The sequence below is a fragment of the Pseudomonas sp. Tn43 genome (assembly GCF_014192635.1).
Classification (GTDB): Bacteria; Pseudomonadota; Gammaproteobacteria; order Pseudomonadales; family Pseudomonadaceae; genus Aquipseudomonas.
In genome coordinates, this window is record NZ_JACHYG010000003.1 from 1 (window position 1) to 22684 (window position 22684).

21 protein-coding genes are annotated in these 22684 nt (G+C 57.8%); 7 read left to right on the forward strand and 14 right to left on the reverse strand.

Going from position 1 to position 22684, the window contains the following annotated elements; all coding sequences use genetic code 11:
- Positions 1-353 (forward strand): integrase core domain-containing protein (locus tag FHW68_RS08485; RefSeq protein WP_183679966.1); only part of this gene is annotated, 353 nt, incomplete at its 5' end.
- A 195-nt stretch (positions 354-548) separates the two neighbouring features.
- On the opposite strand, the gene FHW68_RS08490 is transcribed toward FHW68_RS08485, so the two are convergent.
- The 3 genes from FHW68_RS08490 to FHW68_RS08500 form a co-directional block, all read right to left on the reverse strand.
- Entirely contained in the window at positions 549-2207 is a 1659-nt protein-coding gene (locus FHW68_RS08490) for a cation acetate symporter (RefSeq protein ID WP_095634525.1), read from the reverse strand.
- A complete protein-coding gene (locus FHW68_RS08495; protein WP_007894282.1) occupies positions 2204-2515 on the reverse strand; it encodes a DUF485 domain-containing protein in 312 nt (103 codons plus the stop codon). The genes FHW68_RS08490 and FHW68_RS08495 overlap by 4 nt, the downstream gene beginning before the upstream one ends.
- A gap of 206 nt (positions 2516-2721) precedes the next feature.
- Positions 2722-3573, reverse strand: coding sequence for a glycine betaine ABC transporter substrate-binding protein (locus tag FHW68_RS08500; RefSeq protein ID WP_095634524.1), 852 nt, complete (start codon positions 3571-3573; stop codon positions 2722-2724).
- Between the two features lie 297 nt (positions 3574-3870).
- Here FHW68_RS08500 and FHW68_RS08505 point away from each other — a divergent pair, with 297 nt between their 5' ends.
- A complete protein-coding gene (locus FHW68_RS08505; RefSeq protein ID WP_183679968.1) occupies positions 3871-5466 on the forward strand; it encodes a beta (1-6) glucans synthase in 1596 nt (531 codons plus the stop codon).
- 121 nt (positions 5467-5587) lie between these two features.
- On the opposite strand, the gene FHW68_RS08510 is transcribed toward FHW68_RS08505, so the two are convergent.
- Positions 5588-5956: a hypothetical protein gene (locus FHW68_RS08510; RefSeq protein WP_183679970.1), complete on the reverse strand. Its 369-nt coding sequence runs from the start codon at positions 5954-5956 to the stop codon at positions 5588-5590.
- A 243-nt stretch (positions 5957-6199) separates the two neighbouring features.
- On the opposite strand from FHW68_RS08510, the gene FHW68_RS08515 reads away from it, so the two are divergent.
- A complete protein-coding gene (locus FHW68_RS08515) occupies positions 6200-7498 on the forward strand; it encodes a serine/threonine protein kinase (RefSeq protein ID WP_183679972.1) in 1299 nt (432 codons plus the stop codon).
- Entirely contained in the window at positions 7491-8279 is a 789-nt protein-coding gene (locus FHW68_RS08520) for a VacJ family lipoprotein (RefSeq protein ID WP_095634520.1), read from the forward strand. Before FHW68_RS08515 ends, FHW68_RS08520 begins: the two co-directional genes overlap by 8 nt.
- 86 nt (positions 8280-8365) lie before the next feature.
- Here FHW68_RS08520 and FHW68_RS08525 read toward each other — a convergent pair whose 3' ends face one another.
- Complete coding sequence (locus FHW68_RS08525; RefSeq protein WP_168185138.1) at positions 8366-8743, reverse strand: DUF805 domain-containing protein; 378 nt, start codon at positions 8741-8743, stop codon at positions 8366-8368.
- Between the two features lie 129 nt (positions 8744-8872).
- Entirely contained in the window at positions 8873-9787 is a 915-nt protein-coding gene (locus tag FHW68_RS08530; protein WP_095634518.1) for a DUF808 domain-containing protein, read from the reverse strand.
- 134 nt (positions 9788-9921) lie between these two features.
- On the opposite strand from FHW68_RS08530, the gene FHW68_RS08535 reads away from it, so the two are divergent.
- On the forward strand, positions 9922-10527 hold the full coding sequence (locus tag FHW68_RS08535) for a TetR/AcrR family transcriptional regulator (protein WP_183679974.1): 606 nt from the start codon (positions 9922-9924) through the stop codon (positions 10525-10527).
- Between the two features lie 71 nt (positions 10528-10598).
- On the opposite strand, the gene FHW68_RS08540 is transcribed toward FHW68_RS08535, so the two are convergent.
- The 3 genes from FHW68_RS08540 to kynU all read right to left on the reverse strand — a co-directional run bounded on the left by FHW68_RS08540 (position 10599) and on the right by kynU (position 14739).
- Positions 10599-12008, reverse strand: coding sequence for an amino acid permease (locus tag FHW68_RS08540; protein ID WP_183679976.1), 1410 nt, complete (start codon positions 12006-12008; stop codon positions 10599-10601).
- Positions 12009-12068: 60 nt separating this feature from the next.
- Positions 12069-13382 carry an OprD family porin gene (locus FHW68_RS08545; RefSeq protein ID WP_183679978.1) on the reverse strand — a complete coding sequence of 438 codons (1314 nt, stop codon included), beginning with the start codon at positions 13380-13382 and terminating at the stop codon, positions 12069-12071.
- 106 nt (positions 13383-13488) lie between these two features.
- Entirely contained in the window at positions 13489-14739 is a 1251-nt protein-coding gene (gene kynU / locus FHW68_RS08550; protein WP_095634514.1) for a kynureninase, read from the reverse strand.
- Between the two features lie 210 nt (positions 14740-14949).
- Between kynU and FHW68_RS08555 the strand changes: the two genes are divergently transcribed.
- Positions 14950-15423, forward strand: coding sequence for an Lrp/AsnC family transcriptional regulator (locus FHW68_RS08555; RefSeq protein ID WP_095634513.1), 474 nt, complete (start codon positions 14950-14952; stop codon positions 15421-15423).
- 119 nt (positions 15424-15542) lie between these two features.
- Here the strand turns inward: FHW68_RS08555 and FHW68_RS08560 are convergent, their stop codons facing one another.
- The 5 genes from FHW68_RS08560 to FHW68_RS08580 all read right to left on the reverse strand — a co-directional run bounded on the left by FHW68_RS08560 (position 15543) and on the right by FHW68_RS08580 (position 20506).
- The gene (locus tag FHW68_RS08560) at positions 15543-16556 is read right to left on the reverse strand and encodes a helix-turn-helix domain-containing protein (protein ID WP_095634512.1); all 1014 of its coding nucleotides are present in this window, start codon (positions 16554-16556) and stop codon (positions 15543-15545) included.
- A gap of 145 nt (positions 16557-16701) precedes the next feature.
- Complete coding sequence (locus FHW68_RS08565; protein ID WP_095634511.1) at positions 16702-18105, reverse strand: amino acid permease; 1404 nt, start codon at positions 18103-18105, stop codon at positions 16702-16704.
- Between the two features lie 97 nt (positions 18106-18202).
- Complete coding sequence (gene kynA / locus FHW68_RS08570; RefSeq protein WP_095634510.1) at positions 18203-19057, reverse strand: tryptophan 2,3-dioxygenase; 855 nt, start codon at positions 19055-19057, stop codon at positions 18203-18205.
- Positions 19054-19719, reverse strand: a complete 666-nt coding sequence (gene kynB / locus FHW68_RS08575; protein ID WP_183679980.1) for an arylformamidase — start codon at positions 19717-19719, stop codon at positions 19054-19056. Before kynB ends, kynA begins: the two co-directional genes overlap by 4 nt.
- Before the next feature lie 346 nt (positions 19720-20065).
- On the reverse strand, positions 20066-20506 hold the full coding sequence (locus FHW68_RS08580) for a heme-binding protein (RefSeq protein ID WP_183679982.1): 441 nt from the start codon (positions 20504-20506) through the stop codon (positions 20066-20068).
- 266 nt (positions 20507-20772) lie between these two features.
- On the opposite strand from FHW68_RS08580, the gene gcl reads away from it, so the two are divergent.
- Entirely contained in the window at positions 20773-22548 is a 1776-nt protein-coding gene (gene gcl / locus FHW68_RS08585) for a glyoxylate carboligase (RefSeq protein ID WP_183679984.1), read from the forward strand.
- Positions 22549-22684: the final 136 nt, after the last annotated feature.

Below are 22684 nucleotides of genomic sequence, written 5' to 3' on the forward strand. Positions count from 1 at the left end.
CCACGCTGACCTGCGAAGCGTTGCGGATGGCGGTCGACCTACGAGGCCGGCCAAAAGAGGTGCTGTTTCACTCTGACCAGGGCTGCCAATACACCAGTCATAAATTCAGGAAAGAAATGCGCAAACATGGCCTCCTGCAGAGCATGAGTCGCAAAGGTGAGTGCTGGGACAACGCTCCGATGGAGCGTTTCTTTGGAAGCCTCAAGTCAGAGTGGGTGCCAGAAGATGGCTACCGCTCGGAACATGAGGCGCGGGTGGATGTGCAGCGTTATGTGATGCGTTACAACAACGTCAAGCTCCATAGCTACAACGACTACCGGTCGCCGGTAGCTATGGAGAAACTGGCAGCATAAAACCGTAACTGGTGTCCAAAATTAGTTGACCAGTTCAGCCTCGCTCCTACAAGGGCGGGCGATAACCGCCGGCCGGCGCTACCGCAGAAACGGATATGTACACGATCAGAACCCGATACCCCCCAATAAAAAATGCCCCAATCTCTCGACCGGGGCATTTTGTGTGGCTCAGCTTATATATAGAAACTCAAAGCCTTAGTGCGAAACCGCCCCGCTCGCCCCCAACCCGGTCTGCGAACGGACAAACTGCGGGAAGAACAGCGCGCGTTCGTTCACACCCTCGGCCGACTTATCGGTGATCGAGAAGAACCAGATACCGACAAAGGCAATGATCATCGAAAACAGCGCCGGGTATTCATACGGGAAGATCGCCTTCTCGTGACCCAGGATCTGCACCCAGATGGTTGGCCCCAACACCATCAAGCCAACGGCACTGACCAGCCCCAGCCAGCCGCCGACCATCGCACCACGCGTCGTCAGCTTCTTCCAGTACATGGAAAGCAGCAGCACCGGGAAGTTGCAGCTCGCCGCGATGGAGAACGCCAGGCCCACCATGAACGCGATGTTCTGCTTCTCGAACAGAATGCCCAGGCCGATCGCCAGCACCGCCAGAGCGATGGTGGTGATTTTCGAGACGCGGATCTCGTCCTTCTCATTGGCCTTGCCCTTCTTTATCACACTGGCGTACAGGTCATGGGACACCGCCGAAGCACCCGCCAGGGTCAGACCCGCCACCACCGCCAGGATGGTTGCGAACGCCACCGCCGAGATGAAGCCCAGGAACACACTGCCACCCACCGCGTTGGCCAAGTGCACCGCCGCCATGTTGTTGCCGCCCATCAGCGCGCCAGCCGCATCTTTAAAGGCCGGGTTGGTGCTGACCAGCAGGATCGCGCCGAAACCGATGATGAAGGTCAGGATGTAGAAGTAGCCAATGAAGCCAGTTGCATACAGCACGCTTTTACGCGCTTCTTTAGCATCGCTCACGGTGAAGAAGCGCATCAGGATGTGCGGCAGGCCAGCGGTACCGAACATCAGCGCCAGGCCGAGGGAGAACGCCGAGATCGGATCCTTCACCAAGCCGCCCGGGCTCATGATCGCCTCACCTTTAGGGTGAACCTTGATCGCCTCGGAGAACAGCGCATTGAAGTCGAAGTTGACGTGCTTCATTACCATCAGCGCCATGAACGAGGCACCGGACAGCAACAGCACCGCCTTGATGATCTGTACCCAGGTGGTCGCCAGCATGCCGCCGAACAGCACGTAGGCGCACATCAGGATCCCCACCAGGATCACCGCAACGTGGTAGTCCAGGCCAAACAGCAGCTGAATCAGCTTGCCGGCACCCACCATTTGCGCAATCAGGTAGAACGCCACCACCACCAGCGAACCACAGGCCGACAGCGAGCGGATCTGTGTTTGCCCCAGGCGGTAGGACGCCACGTCGGCAAAGGTGTACTTGCCCAGGTTACGCAGGCGCTCGGCGATCAGAAACAGAATGATCGGCCAGCCCACCAGGAAGCCGATCGAGTAGATCAGGCCGTCGTAGCCGGAGGTGAACACCAGCGCGGAAATACCCAGGAAGGACGCCGCGGACATGTAGTCACCGGCGATCGCCAAGCCGTTCTGGAAACCGGTGATCTTGCCGCCCGCCGCATAGTAGTCGGCCGCCGAGTTGTTACGCTTGGATGCCCAATAAGTGATGCACAGGGTTGCACCCACGAATGCCACGAACATCAGGATCGCGGAAACGTTGAGGGGTTGTTTCTGTACCGCACCCGTCAGGGCTTCAGCCGCCCAGGCGCCAGGTGCAAAGGCTGCGATGCTCAATAGAGCCATTAGACGCCGGATCATTGCTGAGCCTCCTTGAGAATTGCATTGTTCAAGTCGTCGAATTCGCCGTTGGCACGTCGCACGTAGATGCCTGTCAGGATAAAGGCCGAAACGATCAGCCCGACCCCGATTGGAATGCCCCAGGTAATTGAGGACTCGGGGCTGATTTTTGCGCCCAGGATATGCGGTCCGTAAGCAATCAAAAGAATGAATCCGGAGTACAGCCCAAGCATGATCGCTGAAAGAATCCAGGCGAATCGTTCTCTCTTGCTGACCAGCTCTTTGAAACGCGAGCTGTTTTGAATCGAGAGGTAAATGCTGTCGTTCATTGTTTTTATCCTCGCAGCACAGATTAAGTTGGAACGTGATCCACTTTATGCGGCTGCCGGACAGGTTCCAGACGACCTTAGTATTAGAACGACATGACCGAGTCTTCATTTCTCCCGCATGTATCAAACACATGAAAAAGCAAAAGGCCCCTTGGCAAAAATGCCAAGGGGCCTTGGGAGGTGCTGACTAGACGTTTCAGATCAAATTATTTGACCCAGTCGGCAACGCGATCCGGGTGTTTGGCTACCCAATCCTTCGCTGCGGCTTCAGGCTTGGCACCCTCCTGAATCGCCAGCATGACTTCGCCGATTTCGTCTTTCGAAGACCACTGGAAGTTCTTCAGGAACTTCGCGACTTCAGGTGCCTTGGCTTCCAGGCCCTTGCTACCGATGTTATTGACGGTTTCAGCCGCACCGTAAACGCCTTTCGGATCTTCCAGGAAACGCAGTTTCCACTTGGCGAACATCCAGTGTGGCACCCAACCGGTGACGGCAATGGATTCGTTTTTCTTCTCGGCACGGGTCAACTCGGCAATCATGCCGGCGCCAGAACTGGCCTTGAGGGTGTAGTTGTCCAGACCGTAGTCCTTGATGGCCTGATCGGTTTTGAGCATTACGCCTGAACCGGCATCGATACCGACGATACGATTTTTGAAGCTGTCGTCGGTTTTCAGATCGGCAATAGACTTGGCCTTGACGTACTCCGGCACGATCAGGCCGATTTTTGCATCCTTGAAGTTCGGGCCGTAATCGACGACCTGATCCTTGTTCTTGGTCCAGTATTCACCGTGAGTCACGGGCAGCCACGCCGACAGCATGGCGTCGAGTTTGCCAGTGGCTACACCTTGCCACATGATCCCGGTGGCAACCGCTTGCAGCTTCACGTCATAACCGAGTTTCTGTCTGATCACTTCCGCGGCCACGTTGGTCGTGGCGACGCTGTCCGACCAGCCGTCTACATAACCGATCGTCACTGCCTTGCCTTCAGCACTGGCCATCGTAGAACTGATCGCCAGCACCAAAGCGGCACCTGCGCCCAAGAGTCGTCGCATCTTCATCGTTACTTCCCCGAAAGTGCTGCGCTCGACGGATGCCGAGCCGCTCAACGTATTGTTATGGTGCACAGCGCCCCATCACGCCTCACCGCAAACCGTCCGACCATCAGCGCGATTTTATATGAGAGCACTGACGCGTCGATAATCAACCCCCCGCCCACTGCGACCTGCTCTGCCAGCGACCTCAAGGCATCGAGAAACGACATCAGAAGGCCATTAACTGCAACCGGCGCAAATCCGTCCGCCAGCCCGCCTGAACTTTGCATGTCAAAATTATGCGGGCCACCAAGCGCGGAACAAATGCAGGTAACATGCGCGGCTTTGTTCCCAGACGGCCTGACCATGCCCGCGACATCCCGCTTTCCTTTTTTTGCTTATTTATTTGCTTGCCTGCTGGGGCTTTTTGCCCTCGGTGGCTTCTGGTATGGACTTGGCAAACCGGTGACTCTGCCGGACGTGGCCAGCGCGACGCACAAGCTGCAATGCGCCTCCTACACCCCGTTCGACAAAGACCAATCGCCGTTCGATGTGCCGTTCAAACTGCGCCCCGAGCGCATGGACGCCGATCTCGCCTTGCTGGCAACCCGTTTCGAATGCATCCGCACCTATTCCATGACCGGCCTGGAAGCCCTGCCTGACCTTGCACGCAAGCACGGCTTGAAGCTGATGATCGGCGCCTGGGTCAACAGCAACCCGGTGGACACCGCAAAAGAGGTTGACCTGCTGATCGCCTCGGCCAATGCCAACCCCGATGTAGTGACCTCAGTGATCGTAGGTAACGAAACCCTGCTGCGCAAGGAAGTCACCGGGGCACAGTTGGCGACGCTGATTAACAAGGTCAAAAGCCAGGTCAAACAACCGGTGACCTACGCCGACGTCTGGGAGTTCTGGCTCCAGCATCCCGAAATCGCTCCGGCGGTGGACTTCCTGACCATCCATTTACTGCCGTACTGGGAAGATGATCCGTCGAACATCGACGCCGCGCTGCAGCATGTGGCCGAAGTGCGTCAGGTGTTCGGCAACAAATTCGCCCCCAAAGACGTAATGATTGGCGAAACCGGTTGGCCGAGCGAAGGCCGTCAGCGCGAAACCGCTTTGCCGAGCCGGGTCAACGAAGCCAGGTTCATTCGCAGCTTTGTGAGCATGGCCGAACAGCAAGGCTGGCATTACAACCTGATCGAGGCATTCGACCAGCCCTGGAAACGCGCCAGCGAAGGAGCAGTCGGGGGTTATTGGGGATTGTTCGACGCCAATCGCCAGGATAAAGGCGTACTTGCCGGACCGGTCTCGAACGTACCGTACTGGCCGCATTGGCTGGCGGTGGGTGGCTTGATCTTCATCGGTACGCTGATCCTCGGCGGTCGCGTTCGCAGCACCCGCGCGGCGCTGGTGTTGCCGCTGCTCGGCGCACTGGCCGCCTGTTCGATGGGTGCCTGGGGAGATCTGGCGCGCGTGACCACACGGTTCGCCAGTGAATGGCTATGGGTCGCTTTGCTGACGGGGTTGAATCTGTTGGTGCTGGCCCATGCCGCGCTGACCTTGAGCGCCCGGACCGGCTGGCGTGGACGGGCCTTCAATGCACTGGAGCGTCGCGCCGGCTGGTGGCTGGCAACGGCAGGTTTTGCCGCGGCGGTGATGATGCTGGAACTGGTGTTCGACCCGCGTTATCGCAGCTTCCCGAGTGTCGCGTTCATCCTGCCGGCGCTGGTGTACCTGTGCCGTCCGGTCAGTGTGCCGCGTCGGGAAATTGCCCTGCTGACCTTCATCATCGGCGCCGGCATTGCGCCGCAACTGTATCAAGAAGGTGTGCACAACCAGCAGGCCTGGGGTTGGGCGCTGGTGAGTGTGTTGATGGTGGCGGCGTTGTGGCGCAGCTTGCGGGTTCGCAAGGGCTGATCTTCAGCGTGCTTGCGGGTCTCTTCGCGGGCAAGCCTCGCTCCTACAGATTGATGTCGACCGTGATAGTTGCGAACGACTCTAAACTGTAGGAGCAAGGCTTGCCCGCGAAGGCTGCCGATCAGGCGCTACGAGATGCCCGGACCAGACGCAAAGCCGCAATCACCACCGCAAACACCGCCAAGGTAGTGTTGTACAACGCCAGCGCCGGCAACCCGAACACCAGCGCCAGTACCGCCAGCCACCACCCTGCCCGTCCCGGCAGGATGAAGCCGATCAGCGCCGCGCCGAGCGCTGTCCAGCCCAGTACCTTGAAATGAATCATCAGCCCGAGGTTTGAGCGCACCACGCATTCCCAGCGACTGGCTTCATCAGCGCAGATGCCGACCCATTGCGCATCCTCCATGAAGCCATAACGCGCGCCATAACTGGCAACCAGCCACAATGGCAGAAGAACGAGCAACAGCATCACAGGCAAACGGCGGGACATGAAGCACTCCAATCAATGAAATCGGCGGCCAGCTTAATCCCCTGCCCGCAGTAAGCAAGTGACATCAACCGTCATCAATGACATCAACAGATAACTGTTCATCGGATGGCTGCAAAGTGTATCGTCCAGCTACCATTGCTCCGAAATCAGGCCTGTTTGGTGCCGACGCATGGCACTTTGACGCACATCCGATGGTCATAGCCTGCGAACTTCATCCGGCACCTTCCTCTAAGGGATCTAGTCATGCTCCGTTCCTTGCGCTGCGCCGCCTTGTTTGGCGGCTTGATTTTAAGTGCGTCCGCCCTGGCGGCCGACATTGATGCCGCCAGTTACGGCTACCCCCTGACCAACCCGTTCGAGGCAACCATCGCCACGACACCGCCGGAGTTACGCCCGGAACTGCCGCTAGACGACGACATCAATCAGGAGGATCGCAGCGTCACGTTGCGCCCCGAGCGTGAGTTCAGCCTGCCGGACAACTTCTGGCCGGTAAAGAAACTCACCTACCGCATCGCCACGCAGGATCAACCCGCACCACTGATTTTCCTGATCTCCGGCACAGGTGCGCGCTATGACAGCACTCTCAATGAGTACTTGAAAAAGCTCTATTACAAGGCCGGCTATCACGTGGTCCAGTTGTCGTCGCCCACCAGCTTCGATTTCATGACCGCCGCCTCGCGCTTCGCCACCCCCGGCGTGACCAAGGAAGATGCCGAAGACATGTATCGGGTGATGCAGGCCGTGCGGGCGCAAAACCCGAAACTGCCGATCACCGAGTATTACCTGAGCGGCTACAGCCTCGGTGCCCTGGATGCGGCTTTTGTGGCGCACCTGGATGAAACCCGCCGCAGTTTCAATTTCAAGAAAGTCTTGCTGCTCAACCCACCGGTCAACCTTTACACCTCGGTCACTAACCTGGACAAGCTGGTACAGACAGAGGTGAAAGGCATCAACAACACCACCACCTTCTATGAACTGGTGCTGGACAAACTGACCCGCTACTTCCAACAGAAGGGTTACATCGACCTCAACGATGCCCTGCTCTATGACTTCCAGCAGTCCAAGCAGCACTTGAGCAACGAGCAGATGGCCATGCTGATTGGCACTTCGTTCCGTTTCTCGGCGGCCGACATCGCCTTCACCTCGGACCTGATCAACCGTCGTGGCCTGATCACGCCACCGAAATACCCGATCACCGAAGGCACCACGCTTACGCCGTTCCTAAAACGCGCACTGCAATGCGACTTCGATTGCTACCTCACCGAACAGGTCATCCCGATGTGGCGTGCCCGCACCGATGGCGGCAGCCTGCTGCAACTGATTGATCAAGTCAGTCTGTATGCACTCAAGGATTATCTGCACGACAGCCCGAAAATCTCCGTCATGCACAATGCCGACGACGTGATTCTCGGCCCTGGCGACCTGGGGTTTCTGCGTCGCACCTTCGGCGACCGTTTGACTGTTTATCCATTGGGCGGCCATTGCGGCAACCTCAACTATCGCGTCAACAGCGATGCCATGCTGGAGTTTTTCCGTGGCTAAATACCTTCTGCTGATCGCAGCGTTACTCTGTGCAGGCGTCGCCAACGCCGACAACAGCAAAGCCAATGCACCTGTGGTGGTCGATAGTGACGGCTTCAAGCAACCGCTGAGCAAACTCAAATTCAACCCGGGGCTGGATCAACGGGAATTCGAACGTTCGACGCTCAATGCATTGAACGTTTACGACCCGCTGGAAGAGTGGAACCGCCGCGTTTACCACTTCAACTACCGTTTCGATCAATGGGTGTTCCTGCCCGTGGTCAACGGCTATCGCTACATCACCCCAAGCTTCCTGCGCACCGGCGTCAGCAACTTCTTCAATAACGTTGGTGATGTGCCAAACCTGATGAACAGCCTGCTGCAATTCAAAGGGCAGCGTTCGATGGAAACCACCGCGCGCCTGTTGCTCAACACCACCATCGGGGTTGCCGGCCTGTGGGATCCGGCTACCGCCATGGGGCTGCCGCGCCAGAGCGAAGACTTCGGTCAGACATTGGGCTTCTACGGCGTACCGGGTGGCGCCTATTTCGTGCTGCCGATCCTCGGTCCGTCGAACCTGCGCGACACTGCAGGCCTGGTGGTGGATTACACCGGCGAGTCGGCGATCAACTTCCTGAACGTAGCCGAAGTCAGCTCCAACCATCCGGAAGTCCTGGCACTGCGCACCATCGACAGGCGCTATCAGAACAGCTTCCGCTACGGCCAGCTGAACACACCGTTCGAGTATGAAAAAGTGCGTTACGTATACACCGAATCGCGCAAGCTGCAGGTCGCCGAGTAATTCCAACGGCAACAAAAAAGGCCATTCGATTTGGGTCGAATGGCCTTTTTTTCTTTGTCGCTCATCAGCTACACGTTAAAAAACGATCAAGCATGAACAACCTGCGACTCCAATGGATCCGGGCCGTAGTCATTTTCTCCTTTGGTGCCGCTAGCCGCCAACATGATAAGAAGAACGAACGGTCCAACAAGGGGTACAGCCACCCAGAAGAAATTAACCCCGCTTTTGTTCATGTCGTGATACCTGCGCCAAATCAGCGCTAACCGAGGGCAAGCGGTCAGAACTCCATAGATTGGAAGTATCAGTAAAAAATAGGGTTCTTTGTTCAATTCGGTGGCGAAACCTACTGCGAAAAATAGAACTTGGAAACAAGTTTCCACAAGAAAAAACATCCAGAACTCTTTTCTGCTGGCACGCCCCTTGAACGTTGCATACTTTTTCAATGCGTACAAATACCACTTCATCCCAAAATCCTTTAGCGACCAGAAATCTATTTGGACTATTACCGGCCAAATAGCGGAGCGGATTTTACGAGAGCGCCCAAGAAACTCCTGTAGGAACAGTCTGATAGGGATGTGGGCGCAGAGAGTTTCTTATCTTTTCAGCGTTTTCCAGATTTTGCTCACGAGCATAACCCCAACCAACACCGCCGCACCCGCCACAATCCCGGCCACGGCATTGAGCAACGTCGGCACGATAAACCCGCCACTGCCAGCCCCCGCGCTGACACTCTCGATCCAGTGATGAACCACCGGCACGCCATGGGTCAGAATCCCGCCGCCGACCAAAAACATCGCCGCGGTGCCGATCACCGACAGGCTTTTCATCATGTACGGTGCCGCACGCAGAATTCCGCCGCCGATGCTTTTGGCCATTTGCCCGGGCTTGAGGGCCAGCCACTGACCGAGGTCGTCGAGTTTGACGATGCCGGCCACCAGGCCGTAGACGCCGATGGTCATGACGATGGCGATGCCCGAGAGCACGATCACTTGCTGGGTCAGCGAAGCGTCAGCCACGGTGCCCAGGGTGATGGCAATGATTTCTGCCGAGAGAATGAAGTCGGTACGGATCGCGCCCTTGATCTTGTCCTTTTCGAACGCCACCAGATCGACCGCCGGGTTGGCCACAGCCTCGACCAGTTCTGCGTGTTCGGCCTGATCTTCAGCTTTGCTGTGGAGGAATTTGTGGGCGAGTTTCTCGAAGCCTTCAAAGCACAGGTAAGCGCCACCGACCATCAACAACGGCGTGACCAGCCACGGAATGAACGCACTGATGGCCAAGGCCGAGGGCACCAGGATCAGTTTGTTGAGGAACGAACCCTTGGCCACCGCCCACACCACCGGGATTTCCCGTTCGGCACGCACGCCGGAAACCTGCTGGGCGTTGAGCGCCAGATCGTCGCCAAGCACGCCGGCGGTCTTCTTCGCGGCCATTTTGGTCATCAACGCCACATCGTCCAGTACGGTGGCGATGTCGTCGATCAGCACCAGCAAACTGCTTCCCGCCATGAATCAGGTTTCCTTCTTGAATGAATGGTGCGCAGCATAGCGCGACCCGAGGCCAGACGGGGCATTCTTGAGCGCCGCGCGAGGCCGGTGCTACCATGCGCAACCGCCAGAACAGGCAAGGAACTCCTTGGTTTATGAGCACCATCCGCGAGCGCAACAAAGAACTGATCCTGCGTGCCGCCAGTGAAGAATTTGCCGACAAGGGCTTCGCTGCGACCAAAACCAGTGATATCGCGGCCAAGGCCGGGCTCCCCAAGCCTAACGTCTACTATTACTTCAAATCCAAGGAAAATCTCTACCGCGAGGTTCTGGAAAGCATCATCGAGCCCATCCTGCAGGCCTCGACGCCATTCAACGCCGATGGCGTGCCCAGCGAAGTGCTGAGCGGCTACATTCGCTCGAAAATCCGCATCTCCCGTGACCTGCCCTTCGCCTCCAAAGTGTTCGCCAGCGAAATCATGCACGGCGCCCCGCACCTGAGCCCCGACCTGGTCGAGCAGCTCAACGGCCAGGCCCGGCACAACATCGACTGCATCCAGACCTGGATCGACCGCGGCCAGATCGCCCCCATCGACCCCAACCACCTGATGTTCAGCATCTGGGCCGCGACCCAGACCTACGCCGACTTTGACTGGCAGATCACTGCGGTTACCGGCAAGGCCAAACTGGATGAGGCCGACTATGAAGCGGCGGCGCAGACGATTATCCGGTTGGTGCTTAAGGGGTGTGAGTTGGACTGATAGCGGCCCAGGATCAATGCCGACTCGGCAGTCTATGAAAACTGCCGGTCGGGATTGCATGTTTGCGCCCTCTAAACCTTCGGCAGCGGATTCAACGCCACGGCTGCCCTGGGTTTTCTGAAGAAGATCCAGTAGACAACCGTGAGGATCAGCAGGAAAGGCACACCGAATACCAAGGTCATTTTGAAGGCATCGGTGAAGTAGGTGGTGATCATCACCGCGCCCATCAGCAGCAGCCCCAATAGCGTGGTGTACGGGAACAGGCGCATGCGGAAAGACAGTTTCCGTCCGCCGTTGCGCTCGTGGTAGCGACGGAAGCAGTAGTGGGTCAGGAAGATCATGAACCAGGTGAAGATCGCGCCGAACATCGAGATCGCCATCATCAAGGTGAAGGAGCTTTCCGGGTACAGCACATTGAGCAACGTTGCCAGGGCAATGCCCGAGCTCGACAGCAACAAGGCATTCAGCGGGATCCCGGTCTTACTCAACAACCCCATGGACTTGGGTGCATAACCGCCGCGGGACAGGCTGAACATCATTCGGGTGGTGATGTAGAGCTGACTGTTCATCGCCGACAACGCCGCAATCAGGATCACGAAGTTCATCACGCCAGTTGCGCCGGGAATACCGATGGTCTGCATGACGGTGACGAACGGGCTCTGCGCTTGACCGGCCTGGACCCACGGTACAATCGCCAACATCAGGGCCAGGGTCAGCAGGTAGAACACCACCAGCCGCACGATGGTCGCGCGAAAGGCCTTCTTCACCGCCCGCTCCGGGTCCTGCGCCTCGCCGGCAGCCACTGCGATCATTTCCACGCTCAGATAACTGAAGATAGAGACGATCACCGCAATCCACATCCCTTGCAGACCATTGGGAAAAAAGCCGCCGTGGGCGGTGTAATTGTGCACGCCGTAATCCGCGTTGCCGGAACCGAACACCACATACACCGCGAGGATGATGAAGCCGACAATCGCACCGATCTTGATGGTCGAGAACCAGTACTCGAAGGTGCCGAAGGTTTTCACGCTGATGGCGTTGAGCACGATCAACATGCTCGAGAACGAAACAATCCAGATCCATTCAGGCACGTTGGCGAACCAGTACTTCATGTACATCGCCACCGCCGTCACTTCCGTGCCCACTGCCAGCACAATCGCCGCCCAATAGGCATAGCGCACCAGGAACCCGGCCAATGGGCTGACATAGAATTCGGCATAGGCGCCGAACGAGCCGGAGGTCGAATGGGCCACCGTCATTTCCGCCAGACAGCCCATCAACAGCAGGGTGATGATCGCGCCAATGGCGTAGCTGAGCAGCACGCTCGGCCCTGCATAACCAATGGCGTAGGCACTGCCCATGAACAGCCCGGTGCCAATCGCACCGCCAATAGCGATCATGCTCATTTGACCCGAGGTGAGCTGGCGCCTGAGGCCCTGCTCACGCTTGGAGATGTTTTCAAAACCGGCGTTATCGGTCATTTTTCTGTCCTCTGAATATTGTCTTTCTTGAAGAGAGCAAATCTTTTGGGGGTTACCGGATTAGAAAATATTCAGCGGATACTCGACGATCACCCGGACTTCATTGTTGTCGGTGGTGTCCGCTCGGGCGACCTGGCCGGTGGAGCGCACACTGGCCTGACGCACACGTATCGACAGGTCCTTGGCCTTGCCCTCCTGCACCACGTAGCGCGCTTCAAGGTCGCGCTCCCAGCGCTTGCCGTCACTGCCGTAACGTCCATAGGCACCATTGGGGCCGCCGTCGTAGTGGCTGTCGTCAATATGGTCACCGCTCACATAGCGCGACATGAAGCTCAGGCCCGGCACGCCGAAAGGCGCCATGTCCAGGTCATAACGCAGCTGCCAGGAGCGTTCATTGGGCGCGTTGAAATCGAGGATCTGTACCGAGTTAGCAAGGAATATCGAGGTGCCCGGCTGCTGATCGAAGCCGAGATAATCGAACGGTTCATCGCCATCGACCCGTTGGTAAGCCAGGGTCAAGCGGTGCGCACCCACCTTATAAGCGGCGGCCAGCGACCAGGTGGTGTTGTCGATCTTGCCGGCCAGGCTCTGGCCAGAGTCGTTGGTGCGATAGAGGTTGAAATCCAGGTTCAGTGACTGGCTTTCGCTCAGGGCATAGCTGTAGTTGGCGTTGGCGTAGTACTGCCGCCAGATATCAGCGAACTGCGAACCGTACAGGCTGACGCTCAATTGATCGCTCAGGGCATAACTGCCGCCCAGATAATCGACGCTACGGGTTTCCATCCCGGCATACAGCGCCTTGAGGGCGCCATCGTCGTTGGTCGAAGCACTGTCATTGCCCGAGGTGAAGTGCCCGACATCGAGTTGCAGTCCTTTCAACTCGCTGCTGGTCAGCTGGAAACCATTGGCGTAGGTCGTGAACAGGCGCGCCGAGCCGGTGCCGAACACCGGGTTGAGCGGTGTCAAGTTGCCGTATTTGAGTTCGGTCTTCGAGATCCGCGCCTTGAGTGCACCACCCGCTTCGGAATACTCATCCTCGGCGCGCCCATCGGAATCGACCGGCAATAATCCGGTGCCGGTACGGCCCCTGCCGCTATCGAGCTTGAGCCCCAACTGCGCGTAGGCGTCGACTCCCAAGCCCACAGTGCCCTGGGTATAGCCGGAACGGTAATCAAGCATGATCCCGTGGGCCCACTCCTCCCGATAGTTCTGACCACCCGGATTGTTGAGATTGTTGCGGTAGAAATAGAAATTGCGATTGGTCAGGGTCAGGCTGCTGTCTCCAACGAATCCATTGTCGGGTGCGGCATAGGCCACTTGGCCGAGACAGCTGGTAACGGCGAGCGGCAAGGCGGGCCAAAGGGACTGTTTCATTCTGCGTGTTCCTTATTATTGTGTTTTCACAGAAGTGCTTATCGGAGGTGACCGAAGCCCTGCTGCCGGGAAATTCGCGGCAGCAAGACAAAGGCGTCGAGGGGTATCAGGTGACGCTGTGGCGGATCTGGAATTGCTCTTGCGCCCAGGTTTTCTGATCGAGAATCTCGCCGAGGATCTGCACCGCATCCCAGACCTCGGTGAAGCTGGTGTACAGCGGGGTGAAGCCGAACCGCATGATCCGCGGCTCGCGGTAATCGCCGATCACGCCACGGGCTATCAAGGCCTGGATCACCGCATACCCCTGGGGATGTTCGAAGCTGACATGGCTGCCACGTTTGGCGTGTTCGCGTGGAGTGACCAATGTCAGTTCGTGAGCGGCGCAGCGCTGCTCGACCAACTGGATGAACAGGTCCGTCAGCGCCAGGGACTTGCTGCGCAGGCTGGCCATGTCGGTCTGGGCGAAGACATCCAGACCACACTCGACCATCGCCAATGAAGTGATGGGTTGGGTGCCGCACAAATAGCGGGCGATTCCGCTGCGCGGCTGGTAATGCGACTCCATGGCGAACTGCCGCGAATGACCGAACCAGCCGGACAGCGGTTGCGCCACCAGATCGCACAGCTCAGGGGAAACCCAGACGAAAGCTTGCGAGCCCGGACCGCCATTGAGGTATTTGTAGGTGCAACCGATGGCGTAGTCGGCGCGCGCCTGATGCAGGTCGACCGGCACCGCCCCGGCGGAATGCGCCAGGTCCCAGATGGCCAGCGCGCCACATTCATGGGTCAGCGCGGTCAGGGCCTGCATGTCGTGCATGTAGCCGGTCTTGTAGTTGACGTGGGTGAGCATGACCACCGCGGTGTCCTGGTCAATCACTTGCGGCAGCTCTTGCGGGCTGTCGACCAGACGCAGGGTGTAGCCCTGCTGCAGCATGTCCGCCAGACCTTCGGCGATGTACAGGTCTGTCGGGAAGTTGCTGGTCTCGGTGACGATCACCCGCCGCGTCGGCGCTCGCGTGGCCTGCACGCGCAGGGCGGCGCTGAGCACCTTGAACAGGTTGATCGAGGTGGTGTCGGTCACCACCACTTCGCCGTCACCGGCGCCAATCAGCCCTGCCAGTCGATTGCCCAGACGTTCAGGCAGGTCGCGCCAGCCAGCGATGTTCCAACTGCGGATCAGGCCATTGCCCCATTCCTCGGCGATCACCGCTTGAGCACGCGCCAGCGCTGCGACCGGGCGCGCGCCCAGGGAGTTGCCGTCGAGATAGATCACGCCTTCAGGGAGCGCAAACTGCTGACGCAGAGGGGCCAGAGCATCCTGCGCATCAAGCGCCAGACAATCGTTTCTTGTAGTCATTGGGTGTCCTGCTTTTTTGAAAGAAGTGCCGTCCGGGCAGATCGCGATAGTCGGGTGTGAGTGTCGTGTGTCAGGCGTTATTTAGGCCTTCACGGTGAAGAGATAATGAACGAAGCTTTAGAGAATTTTCGTGCAAAGTAGGCGGCCATCTAGTATTTACTTCGAAGAAAATTCGAATCTCTCTCCAAATATCGCGGATTTATTCTAGCCATGACTCTCGACTCGACAGACCTGCGGATCTTGCACCTTTTGCAACGGGACGGCCGTATCAGCAATCACGAAATGGCAGAGAAGGTCGCACTGTCACCGTCGGCCTGTTTGCGCCGTTTACGCCTGCTGGAAAGTGAAGGAATCATCACTGGCTATCGCGCGATGCTGAACGCAGAGAAGCTGGGAGTCGAACTGGAAGCCATCGTCCATGTGTCATTGCGACAGGACGTGGAGGACTGGCACGAGACCTTCATCAAGAAGGTCCAGTTGTGGCCGGAAGTGGTCACCGCCTACGTGATTACCGGGGCGAGCAACTATGTGCTGCGGGTCCAGGCGCGTAACGTCAAACACTTCTCCGACTTCATCGTCAACCAACTGAACCGAACAGCGGGGGTGACGGATATCCGCTCGGAAATCGTGTTGCAGAAAATCAAGGAGCGGGAGACGTTGCTTGATTTGGTGGTGCGTAAGTGAGCGCCAATTAATGGATATCGGCCAGGTGATGAATTGTGGCGAGGGCGCTTGCTCCCTCGCCACAAATAGCGCTTCATCAGGCTGTCGCAGGTCTGATTCAATCCTGGATGCCGGGATATTCAGACCCCGCGCATGCGCCGGGCTTCGTTACGCTGCAAGGTCATGCTGGGGGACTCGTCGAATAACTTACGGTATTCGGCAGAAAAACGTCCCAGATGTGTAAAGCCCCAGCCCATGGCGATCGCGGAAATATTGCGCACCGAGTCGTGTTCGAGGATTTCCTGGCGCACAGCGTTCAACCGGTACTTTTTCAGGTAAACCATCGGCGACAGGGCGAAGTACTTCTTGAACGCCTCCAACAGCTTGAAACGCGAGACCCCGGCTGCGACCTCGATATCCTCCAAGTGCAAGGCTTCGCGAGCATTGTCGTGAATGTATTGTTTGGCTCTGATCAGGTAGTGCGGCAGTTTCACGCCGAGCACGTTGCGCAATTCTTCGGAGTAGTTGTTCGGCTGGGCGAGGATCAAGCCTTTGATCAATGAGCTTTCGATGTCCCGAGTGAAGGCCACCTGTTTGTACAATTCATTGCTGTGTTCCAGCTCCGCGATGAAATAGCGCGCCATGCGCCACCACGAGGCCGACGCGCCGTCTACCGCATCCATCACCGGTTCGAAACGCAGCGGCATATCCAGCGGTCGCTGCAGCATGCTTTCCAGCGACACTCTCATGGCGGCGCGGGTGATCACCACCTGGACTTTGCGACAGTCGCCGGAGATCGCCAGCATCTGGTTCTCGTTCGGGGAAATGATCACCCCTTGATCGCGGTTGGATTTCACCACGCTGCCGTTCTTGCTCAGCTCCTGTTCGCCCACCAAAGGCAAACTCAGGCTGTAACTGCTGAAATGCTCGGCGTCTTCGATATCGATGGTGACATCGGTGCCGTATGAGAGCGTGCCCAGAGTCGTGGCCATCGACTTGAACACATTGGCGCTGTGATGAAAGCGGACCCGCTCTGGCGTCGAAGTCTGGAGGCGGTGCGGCCCGCAGATACCGGACATCCAGTTCCTTGCACCCTCGAGGTCATAGTGATCGATACGAATGTCTCGAAACTGCGGATCAGCGTTGCTACTCATTACGGCGCACCCACGGCAATATTTTTCAGCGCGTTCTGATGGCGCGTATCAGGCTTGAAAATAGCAAGTCCCACGCCACAACACGGCTGTATCCGTTTAAAAGCCCCGTCACTCATTGAGTGTCGGGGCTTTTATCGGGAGAAGGCTATTGAACAACCGACAAGGCCCGATCCTTGGCCATACGCATCCGGTAAAAACCGAAGATGATCAACACCCACACCGGTATGGCGAAGACTGAAGCGCGTATCCCTGGAATCATCAGCATGACGCAGACGATCATGGCCATGAAGGCCAGGCACAGGTAATTGCTGTAGGGGAACCAAAACGCCTTGAAACCCGGCACGATGCCTCGCTGGCCCATGATTTTGCGAAATTTCAGGTGCGTCAGGCTGATCATCGCCCAGTTGATCATCAGCGATGCGACCACCAGTGCAAAGAGCAACTCAAGCGCTTCATGCGGGGCGAGGTAGTTAACCAGCACGGAAAGCATGGTGATCAACGCAGATACGCCCAGCGCCAGTAGAGGCACGCCCTGTTTGTTCAGTTTCATCAGCGCCTTGGGCGCGTCGCCCTGTTCGGCCAGGCCATAAAGCATGCGGCTGTTGCAGTAGACGCCACTGTTATAGACAGAAAGCGCCGCAGTGAGCACCACGAAATTGAGGATGTGCGCTGCGGTGTCGCTGCCGATCAAGGAGAAGATCTGCACGAACGGGCTGCCGCTATAGGCATCGCCCGAAGCGCCCAGTGTCTGTAGCAGTTGATCCCACGGATACAGTGACAGCAACACGGTGAGTGCGCCTACGTAAAAAATCAGCACGCGATAAACCACCTGGTTGATCGCCTTGGGAATCACCTTACCCGGCTCGCTGGCTTCAGCGGCGGTGATGCCAACCAGCTCAAGACCGCCAAAGGAGAACATGATGAACGCCATGGACATCAGCAAGCCAGTGGTGCCGTTGGGAAAGAAGCCGCCGTGACTCCACAGATTGCTGACCGAGGCCTGCGGGCCGCCCGTTCCGCTGAACAACATGTAGCACCCCAGGGCGATCATGCCAATGATCGCTACGACCTTGATGATTGCGAACCAGAACTCCATCTCGCCGAAGACTTTGACGTTCATCATATTGATCAAATTGACCAGGACGAAGAACACCGCCGCACTGACCCAGGAGGGGACTTCCGGCCACCAGAACTGCACGTACTTGCCGACAGCCGTCAACTCAGCCATGCCCACCAGCACATACAGCACCCAATAGTTCCAGCCGGACAGAAAGCCGGCATAGCCGCCCCAGTACTTGTGGGCAAAATGACTGAAGGAGCCAGCCACCGGTTCCTCGACAATCATCTCGCCCAGCTGGCGCATGATCAGAAAGGCGATGAAGCCGGCAATCGCATAGCCGAGGATCATCGACGGCCCGGCCGATTTTAGTACTCCGGCAGAGCCTAGAAACAACCCGGTACCTATCGCTCCGCCCAAGGCGATCAGCTGAATATGACGATTTTTCAGCCCTCGCTTGAGCTCGCCTTGTCGCAAGATTTCATCCGCCATCTGGTTACCTTCTAATTGTTATGGTCAGGCATGGTTTGAATGCGTCAATTTATTCAATTGCCGCTCGGTCTAAGCGTTCAGACATTACTCTCGGTAATTAGAGCGTTGAGCGCACTCGCCACAACTCCGGGAACAGCACGGTATCGAGCATCTTGCGCAGATAACCGACACCTTCTGTGCCGCCGGTCCCTGGTTGAAAGCCGATGATCCGCTCAACCGTGGTCACATGCCGGAAGCGCCATTGACGGAAAGAATCCTCAAGATCGATGAGTTTCTCCGCCAGCTGATAGAGATCCCAATAACGCGAAGGGTCGGTATAGACCTCGCGCCAGGCTGCTTCGACCGACGCGTCATGCGCCGTCGGACTGGTCGGATCACGCTCGAAACGCTGTGGGTCGATGGTCAAGCCTGTGCTGACCATCAAGCGAATCGCCTCGTCATACAGCGACGGTGTGGCGATCGCCTTTTCAAGCGCCTGCAACAGTTCCGGCCGATGCGCATGGGGGCGCAACAGGGTCGCGCTTTTGTTGCCCAGAATGAATTCGATCTCGCGGTACTGGAACGACTGAAAGCCCGAAGACTGCCCCAGAAAGGGCCGTATCGCGTGGTACTCGGTGGGTGTCATGGTGGCCAGCACCGTCCAGGCATGCACCAGCTGATCAAAAATCCGCGAGACCCGCGCCAGCATCTTGAAAGCGGGCGGCAACTCTCCCAGTCGAATGTGTTCACGGGCGGCTTTGAGCTCGTGCAGCATCAGCTTCATCCACAGCTCTGACGTCTGATGCTGGATGATGAACAGCATCTCGTTATGGTCCGGAGATAACGGGTGCTGTGCGCTGAGAATGCGCCCCAGATCCAGGTAGTCGCCGTAGCTCATGGAGTCGGAAAAATTCAGCTCGGCGTTATGCCATTCCCCAGTCTGGTTTGGATGTGAATAGGGGCATTGGTTCATTGAGTCGGCTCCTCAAGTTGCGATTTATTCAGTGGACGTAAAATTGCCCTGACCGGACTGGCGTCCAGATGGGCAAAACGCAGCGGCAGCGCAATCAATTCATAGTCCCCTTCCGGGACGTCATCGAGCACGATGCCCTCGAGGATGGCCATGCCATGTCGGGCTACGGCATTGTGCGAATCCATGGTTTTGGATTGCTGAGGATCCAGCGACGGCGTATCGATACCGATCAAGCGCACACCGAGGCTCGCCAGCAGGTTGACGGTTTCTTTGGCGACTGCGGTGAAATCCGGATCCCAGGAGCTCAACGGTGCTTGTCGCCAAGTGCGCAGCAGCACCCGTTCAGGCAGGTCTCGCAAGCGACCTTCAAGCTGCTCGGGGTATACCAGCCGGCCGCTATTCAGGCAATGCAGCACACGGCAAGGCCCCATATAGACATCGAGTGACACATCGCCAATGGCCGCACCATCAGCGCTGTAATGCAACGGCGCGTCGACATGGGCACCCGTGTGGGGCGACAGGGTGATACGCCCGACATTCACTGGACACTCTGGTCCGAACGTCCAAACGCGCTCTTCCTGAAAAGGTGTGTCACCCGGCCAGGTAGGTGTAGCGGTGCTCAAAGGCGGGCTGATATCCCACCAAGACAGTGTTGTTTTCATTGCAAAGCTCTCGGCCTGTTCCGAGAGAATGATACGAGTGATACCTGTGAATATTCTTGCGAAAATCTTCGGCGACGCCCAAATGTTTCGCACAAAATTCTAAAAATCTGGAATTTACCGGATGGAAATTTCAACGAAAAAAGCAGGCAGCTAAAAAGCTGTTTTCATCCGCAAGGCATTGCGCAAATGCAGGCCGACCGCTGCATTTCTGGATGCCTTGGGCGAAAGTATGGAGGACAGTAGTTCGCGAATGGCTGCGCGAAATGGCGCAGACTTTTAGCTGCATGAGTCTGGGAAATTGCTTTCGCGAGCAAGCTCGCGAAAGCGGTAAATTAGACGCCGAAGATCAACCAACCACCCCCGCATCCGCCCTCAATCCCACCCCCTCGATCGCCCTGATCGCACACTGTTCATCCACATCAGACAAATCACCGCTGATGCCCACCGCTCCCAACACAGTCCCGTCTTGATCCCGAATCAACACGCCGCCCGGCACCGGCACGACACTGCCCTGCCCCAGGCTATTCAGCGCGGCGAAGAACGCCGGGCGTTGTTGGGCGTCCTGGGCCAGCAGGCGTGAGCCCTTGCCCAGGGCGATCGCGCCCCAGGCTTTGCCGATGGCGATTTGCGGGCGCAGCAGGCTGGCGCCGTCTTCGCGTTGCAGCGTTATCAGGTGCCCGCCGGCATCCAGTACTGCAACGGTCAATGGCGCGGCAGAGATTGCACGGCCTGCGGTGATGGCCTGGCTGGCCAGGTTAACTGCAACGTTCAAGGTTAAAGCGCTCATGGTGCCGTCCTCATTTTGTTATTGGGAAAGCCGTTGGATTGCTTTCTGTTGCGCAATCCGATGCAACAAATAGAACACAATGAGTTATTTTTTTGTATACAATAATTTTCGAAAAGCACCACATGCGACGAAAAGCCACACTGCTTTAGGCTTCCGACGAATGAAACAGCTGCTTGATAAAATGGATTGACCTGCGCCGTCCGCCGTGAATACACTCTGCGCAAAGCCACTTGTATACAATTACAAAACGTAAGAGGCACAAAACAATGAGCAAAATGAGAGCAATCGAAGCCGCCGTTCTGGTGATGCGCCGTGAAGGGGTGGATACCGCTTTTGGCATCCCGGGCGCCGCGATCAACCCGCTGTACTCCGCCTTGCAGAAGGTCGGTGGCATCGATCACGTCCTCGCTCGCCACGTTGAAGGCGCCTCGCACATGGCCGAGGGCTACACCCGCACCAAAGCCGGCAACATCGGCGTGTGCATCGGCACCTCCGGCCCGGCCGGCACCGACATGGTCACCGGGCTCTACAGCGCCTCGGCCGACTCGATCCCGATCTTGTGCATCACCGGCCAGGCACCGCGGGCCCGGATGCACAAGGAAGACTTCCAGGCTGTCGACATCACCAGCATCGTCAAGCCGGTCACCAAGTGGTCGACCACCGTCATGGAACCGGGCCAGGTGCCTTACGCGTTTCAGAAAGCCTTCTATGAAATGCGCTCCGGTCGTCCTGGCCCAGTGCTGATCGACCTGCCGTTCGACGTGCAGATGGCCGAAATCGAATTCGACATCGACGCCTATCAGCCACTGCCCTTGGCCAAGCCGAGCGCGACCCGCGTTCAAGTTGAAAAAGCCCTGACCATGCTCGACCAGGCTGAGCGCCCGTTGCTGGTGGCCGGTGGTGGCATCATCAATGCCGACGCCAGCGAATTGCTGGTGGAGTTCGCCGAGCTGACCGGTATTCCAGTGATCCCGACCCTGATGGGCTGGGGCACCATCCCGGACGATCACCCGCTGATGGTGGGCATGGTCGGTCTGCAAACCTCGCACCGCTACGGCAACGCCACGATGCTGAAGTCGGATGTGGTACTGGGCGTCGGTAACCGCTGGGCCAACCGTCACACCGGTTCGGTCGATGTTTACACCGAAGGCCGCAAATTCATTCATGTAGACATCGAACCGACCCAGATCGGCCGCGTGTTCACGCCAGACCTGGGCATCGTGTCCGACGCCGCAGCCGCGTTGACCGTGTTCATCGAAGTCGCCCGCGAATGGCAAGCCGCCGGCAAACTGAAAAACCGCAGCGCCTGGTTGCAAGACTGCCAGCAACGCAAAGCCAGCCTGCAGCGCAAGACGCACTTCGACAACGTGCCGGTCAAGCCGCAGCGGGTTTACGAAGAAATGAACCAGGTGTTTGGCAAGGACACCTGCTACGTCAGCACCATCGGTCTGTCGCAGATTGCCGGCGCGCAGTTCCTGCACGTGTACAAACCGCGTCACTGGATCAACTGCGGTCAGGCCGGTCCCTTGGGCTGGACCATTCCGGCGGCGCTCGGTGTGGTCAAGGCTGATCCGACCCGCAAGGTGGTGGCGCTTTCGGGCGACTACGACTTCCAGTTCATGATCGAAGAACTGGCGGTGGGCGCGCAGTTCAAGCTGCCATACATCCACGTGGTCGTGAACAACTCGTATTTGGGGCTGATCCGCCAGGCTCAGCGCGGTTTCGATATGGACTACTGCGTGCAGCTGTCCTTCGACAACCTCAACGCTCCGGAACTCAACGGCTACGGTGTCGACCACGTCGCGGTCGCTGAAGGCCTGGGTTGCAAGGCGCTGCGGGTGTTCGAACCGGCTCAGATCCAGCCTGCCCTGCGCAAGGCTCAGGAACTGATCGAAGAGTTCAAAGTGCCGGTGATCGTCGAAATCATTCTGGAGCGCGTGACCAACATTTCCATGGGCACCGAGATCAACGCCGTCAACGAATTCGAAGACCTGGCGCTGGTCGGCAACGATGCGCCAACGGCGATTTCGCTGCTCGATTAAGAACCTGACACCTGTAGCAGCTGCCGAGGTACGAGGCTGCGTTGCGTGTCCGCAGGACCGCCGTGGGGGGCCGCTTCGCGACCCAACGCAGCCTCGTGCCTCGGCAGCTGCTACAGGGATTTATATTTACGGGAGA

Bases quoted from the DNA above. Each gene is read 5' to 3' on its own strand.
- FHW68_RS08490 (WP_095634525.1), bottom strand. From the start codon at position 2,207: ATGATCCGGCGTCTAATGGCTCTATTGAGCATCGCAGCCTTTGCACCT.
- FHW68_RS08495 (WP_007894282.1), bottom strand. From the start codon at position 2,515: ATGAACGACAGCATTTACCTCTCGATTCAAAACAGCTCGCGTTTCAAA.
- FHW68_RS08500 (WP_095634524.1), bottom strand. From the start codon at position 3,573: ATGAAGATGCGACGACTCTTGGGCGCAGGTGCCGCTTTGGTGCTGGCG.
- FHW68_RS08505 (WP_183679968.1), top strand. From the start codon at position 3,871: ATGCAGGTAACATGCGCGGCTTTGTTCCCAGACGGCCTGACCATGCCC.
- FHW68_RS08510 (WP_183679970.1), bottom strand. From the start codon at position 5,956: ATGTCCCGCCGTTTGCCTGTGATGCTGTTGCTCGTTCTTCTGCCATTG.
- FHW68_RS08515 (WP_183679972.1), top strand. From the start codon at position 6,200: ATGCTCCGTTCCTTGCGCTGCGCCGCCTTGTTTGGCGGCTTGATTTTA.
- FHW68_RS08525 (WP_168185138.1), bottom strand. From the start codon at position 8,743: ATGAAGTGGTATTTGTACGCATTGAAAAAGTATGCAACGTTCAAGGGG.
- FHW68_RS08530 (WP_095634518.1), bottom strand. From the start codon at position 9,787: ATGGCGGGAAGCAGTTTGCTGGTGCTGATCGACGACATCGCCACCGTA.
- FHW68_RS08535 (WP_183679974.1), top strand. From the start codon at position 9,922: ATGAGCACCATCCGCGAGCGCAACAAAGAACTGATCCTGCGTGCCGCC.
- FHW68_RS08540 (WP_183679976.1), bottom strand. From the start codon at position 12,008: ATGACCGATAACGCCGGTTTTGAAAACATCTCCAAGCGTGAGCAGGGC.
- FHW68_RS08545 (WP_183679978.1), bottom strand. From the start codon at position 13,382: ATGAAACAGTCCCTTTGGCCCGCCTTGCCGCTCGCCGTTACCAGCTGT.
- kynU (WP_095634514.1), bottom strand. From the start codon at position 14,739: ATGACTACAAGAAACGATTGTCTGGCGCTTGATGCGCAGGATGCTCTG.
- FHW68_RS08555 (WP_095634513.1), top strand. From the start codon at position 14,950: ATGACTCTCGACTCGACAGACCTGCGGATCTTGCACCTTTTGCAACGG.
- FHW68_RS08560 (WP_095634512.1), bottom strand. From the start codon at position 16,556: ATGAGTAGCAACGCTGATCCGCAGTTTCGAGACATTCGTATCGATCAC.
- FHW68_RS08565 (WP_095634511.1), bottom strand. From the start codon at position 18,105: ATGGCGGATGAAATCTTGCGACAAGGCGAGCTCAAGCGAGGGCTGAAA.
- kynA (WP_095634510.1), bottom strand. From the start codon at position 19,057: ATGAACCAATGCCCCTATTCACATCCAAACCAGACTGGGGAATGGCAT.
- kynB (WP_183679980.1), bottom strand. From the start codon at position 19,719: ATGAAAACAACACTGTCTTGGTGGGATATCAGCCCGCCTTTGAGCACC.
- FHW68_RS08580 (WP_183679982.1), bottom strand. From the start codon at position 20,506: ATGAGCGCTTTAACCTTGAACGTTGCAGTTAACCTGGCCAGCCAGGCC.
- gcl (WP_183679984.1), top strand. From the start codon at position 20,773: ATGAGCAAAATGAGAGCAATCGAAGCCGCCGTTCTGGTGATGCGCCGT.